This is a genomic window from Shewanella sp. 11B5, from assembly GCF_002836795.1.
GTDB lineage: Bacteria > Pseudomonadota > Gammaproteobacteria > Enterobacterales > Shewanellaceae > Shewanella > Shewanella frigidimarina.
In genome coordinates this window covers 1-4449 of record NZ_PJAP01000550.1, presented here as the reverse complement: position 1 = coordinate 4449, position 4449 = coordinate 1, and the positions used below count along the sequence as shown (strand labels likewise).

Genomic DNA, 4449 nt, shown 5'->3' with positions numbered 1-4449 from the left:
TTGAGCTAAATCACGTAACAGCTTCTCAGAATCAGCCCAATGCAAACATGCATCAGTAATACTTTGGCCATATACTAATGGTTCGTCTTTAACCACTTTCTGATTACCTTCAATCATAAAGCTCTCTGCCATAATACCGGCAATTGCTGTACTACCACTGCGCAGCTGCGCCATAATACTATTGGCTACATTAAGCTGGTTTCTATGTTGTTTCTCACTGTTACCATGGCTGAAATCAACCACCATACGCTGAGTTACACCCACATTTTCAAGTTGTGCGCGTGCGACTTCAATATCTTCAGCTGAATAATTTGGCGTTTTACCACCACGCAAAATAATGTGTCCAAATGGGTTGCCGTGGGTACGGTAAACCGCCATTGCGCCATCTTTATCTGGAGAGTAAAAAATATGCGGAGCTTGAGCCGCACGTACAGCATCAACAGCAATATTAATGTTACCGTCAGTACCATTTTTAAAGCCAACAGGGCAAGACAATGCAGAAGCCATTTCGCGGTGAATTTGGCTTTCAGTGGTTCGTGCGCCAATAGCACCCCAGGTAATAAGGTCTGCGATGTACTGGCCGTTCACCATGTCTAAAAACTCAGTGGCGATAGGTAACTTGAGTTCAGTGATTTGTTGTAATAACTGACGCGCCATACGCAAGCCTTTATTCGGGCTAAAGCTGCCGTCCAAATCTGGATCTGAAATTAAGCCTTTCCAACCGACAATGGTACGAGGCTTTTCAAAGTACACCCGCATTAATATGCACAAGTCATCTTTTAGTTCGTGATGTAAGGCTGACAAACGTTCTGCATATTCGAGTGCTGCTTTAGTGTCATGAATTGAGCAAGGGCCAATAATGACCAGCAAACGTTGATCTTCACCGGCAATAATTGCTTCTACTTCACGACGTTGTGCAACCAAGTAGTCTGCAGCATTTTGCGTTAATGGATATTCTGAAGCCAACTGAGCAGGAGAAATAACTTTGCTTAATAAGGTTGTTCTGAGTTCATCTGTTTTAATTGTCATGCATATTACCGAGAAATCGTGAGATGCATCTGCATCATATTGAACGGGATTATATACCCAAAGAAGTTCAAGATGCGAGGCTTAGCCTCGGATTCTAACGGTTAAAAAATAGATTGCCGTAAAAGGCAAAGACGAATCAACCTGAGTTAAGTTCGTCTTTTGCTGGTTTTTCATTCTCTTTCATGCAGATAATGATTGTTTATGAATTAGAACATATGACGCTCTAGACCGGTGATATCAAGAATTTTAGTGGCAATTTCTTCAACCGAATGGTTAGTGGTATTTACAAAGGGTATACGTTCTTTTTTATACAGCATTTCGACTTCTTTTACTTCAAGGCGACACTGTCTTAATGAAGAGTAGCGGCTATTTTCCATGCGGCTTTGACGTATCTCATGCAAACGATGTGGATCGATGGTTAAGCCAAAGAGCTTTGATTTATTGCGTTTCAATGCTTCAGGTAACTTGAGGTTATCCATGTCTTCTTCAGTAAACGGGTAGTTTGCGGCCTTTATACCAAACTGCATTGACAGATATAAACTTGATGGTGTTTTACCGCAACGAGACACGCCTAATAAAATAATGTCGGCTTTATCCATGTGTTTCATGGTTTGGCCGTCATCATTCTCCATGGTGTAGTTAATCGCATCGATACGGGTTTCATAACCATGGTTACTTTTACCATGGGTTCGGTGTAATAAAGGCTTAGCTTGTACACCTAAGTGTTGTTCTAGTGGCGCAACAAAGGTGTTCAAAAAGTCATAATCAACACATTCACTCGAAAAAATCACATTGCGGATCTCAGGATTAATGATCGAATGGAACACAAGTGGTCTTTCACCTGTTGTAATAAAACAATCATTTATTTGTTGCTTAACTTTTTGAGCTTTTTGAATGGTTTCGACAAACGGAATTGTAAGTGCTTCAAATTCTATAGGAAATTGCGAAAGTACCGCATGTCCAAAAACCTCCGCTGTGATCGCGGTCCCATCTGAAATATAGAATACTTTTGGTGTCATTCTGACCTCTTGTAGTAATAAAATTACAAATAAAATTATAGATTTACGCTTGTTGTATGGGAGTGTAAGATGCTCTTGCCCTCGTGTGAAGTGGCCACTGAAATAAAAACTTGCGGAGATAAAACTGTGCAGCAATACGTACTCTGGTATCAAGAATTAGGCATGGGCGATGTAAACAAGGTTGGCGGTAAAAACGCATCCCTTGGAGAGATGATCAGCAATCTGGCTAATGCAGGGGTTCAAGTTCCTGGCGGTTTTGCAACGACCTCGCATGCGTTCAATGAGTTCCTTGAACAAAGTGGAGTTAACCAGAAGATTTTTGACATTCTGGCGACATTGGATGTTGATGATGTCAATGAACTGGCAAAAGTAGGTGCGCAGATCAGACAGTGGGTTATTGAAACCCCATTCCAGCCGGCATTAGAAGACGCTATTCGTGAAGCTTACGAGCAGTTGTCGAGTGAAACTCAAGAAGCGTCATTTGCAGTGCGTTCATCAGCTACCGCTGAAGACATGCCAGATGCATCTTTTGCAGGCCAACAAGAAACATTCCTAAACGTTAAAGGTTTTGATGCGGTCATGCTAGCAATTAAGCATGTATACGCCTCACTATTTAACGACCGTGCAATTTCTTATCGTGTTCATCAAGGTTACGAACATCAAGGTGTGGCTTTATCTGCTGGCGTACAACGTATGGTACGTTCAGACAAAGCAGCTTCTGGTGTGATGTTTACCATGGACACTGAGTCAGGAAACAATGACGTTGTCTTTATCACTTCATCTTTTGGTTTAGGTGAAATGGTTGTACAAGGCGCGGTTAACCCTGACGAATTCTATGTGCACAAACCGATTTTAGCGCAAGGACATAAAGCTGTTGTGCGCCGAAATATCGGCAGTAAGTTGATTCAGATGGTTTACTCTGATGATGCTGGCCATGGCAAGCAAGTTAAAATTGAAGATGTTTCTGCTGAACAGCGTCGTATTTTCTCTATTAACGATGACGAAGTCATGGAACTTGCTAAGCAAGCAATGGTGATTGAAAAGCATTATGGCCGTGCGATGGACATCGAATGGGCAAAAGACGGTAACGACGGTAAGTTGTATATTGTTCAAGCTCGTCCAGAAACAGTTCGTAGTCGTGAAGATGTCCAGTTAATTGAACGTTATCACTTAAAAACGAAGGGTGACGTGATCTGTGAAGGTCGTGCAATTGGTCATAAAATTGGTACTGGTATCGCGAAGGTATTAACATCGATTGATCAGATGGACCAAATTGAACCAGGTGACGTATTAGTGACCGACATGACAGACCCAGATTGGGAACCGATCATGAAACGTGCTAGTGCCATTGTCACCAACCGTGGTGGTCGTACTTGCCATGCTGCAATCATTGCACGTGAATTAGGTGTACCCGCTGTTGTAGGTTGTGGTGATGTGACTGACCGCATCAAAACGGGCGACATTGTCACTGTATCTTGTGCAGAAGGCGATACCGGATTAATTTATTCAGGTAAGCAAGATTTTGAAATCATCACTAACCGTGTTGATACATTACCTCCTTTGCCAATGAAAATTATGATGAACGTCGGTAACCCAGATCGTGCATTTGATTTTGCACGTTTGCCTAACGAAGGTGTGGGTTTAGCGCGTTTAGAGTTCATCATTAACCGCATGATTGGTATTCACCCTAAAGCTTTGCTTGATTTCAACGGTCAAACTGCTGAACTGCAAAATGAAATCAACGAAATGATTGCGGGTTATGATTCACCTGTTGAGTTTTATGTTGCGCGTTTAGTTGAAGGTATTGCCACTATTGCATCGGCTTTCTATCCGAAGAAAGTTATCGTACGTATGTCTGACTTTAAGTCGAACGAGTACGCAAACTTAGTCGGCGGTGATCGTTACGAGCCAGATGAAGAAAACCCAATGTTGGGCTTCCGTGGTGCTAGCCGTTATATTTCTGAAGCATTCCGCGATTGTTTCGCGCTTGAATGTGAAGCGATTAAACGTGTTCGTAATCAAATGGGCCTAACCAACGTTGAAGTGATGATTCCATTTGTTCGTACTGTAAACGAAGCATCTCAAGTGATTGAGTTACTGAAAGAGCAAGGTTTAGAGCGCGGTAAAGATGGCTTACGCGTTATCATGATGTGTGAACTACCTTCAAATGCATTGCTAGCTGACCAGTTCCTTGAGCATTTTGATGGTTTCTCTATCGGCTCAAATGACTTAACTCAGTTAACATTAGGGCTTGATCGAGATTCAGGAATCATCAGTCACTTGTTTGATGAGCGTAATGATGCAGTAAAAGCATTGCTTTCAATGGCTATTAAAGCGGCTAAAGCAAAAGGTGCTTATGTGGGGATTTGTGGCCAAGGCCCATCAGACCATTCCGACTTTG

At 42.2% G+C, this 4449-nt stretch carries 3 protein-coding genes; 1 reads left to right on the top strand and 2 read right to left on the bottom strand.

Going from position 1 to position 4449, the window contains the following annotated elements; translation table 11 throughout:
- Both CXF78_RS12940 and CXF78_RS12935 read right to left on the bottom strand, forming a co-directional pair.
- A partial coding sequence (locus CXF78_RS12940; RefSeq protein WP_102037030.1) for a 3-deoxy-7-phosphoheptulonate synthase occupies positions 1-1029 on the bottom strand: 1029 nt, incomplete at its 3' end.
- Between the two features lie 206 nt (positions 1030-1235).
- On the bottom strand, positions 1236-2048 hold the full coding sequence (locus CXF78_RS12935) for a posphoenolpyruvate synthetase regulatory kinase/phosphorylase PpsR (protein WP_011637753.1): 813 nt from the start codon (positions 2046-2048) through the stop codon (positions 1236-1238).
- Positions 2049-2174: 126 nt separating this feature from the next.
- On the opposite strand from CXF78_RS12935, the gene ppsA reads away from it, so the two are divergent.
- On the top strand, positions 2175-4449 hold a 2275-nt coding region (ppsA, locus tag CXF78_RS12930; RefSeq protein ID WP_102037031.1), incomplete at its 3' end, for a phosphoenolpyruvate synthase.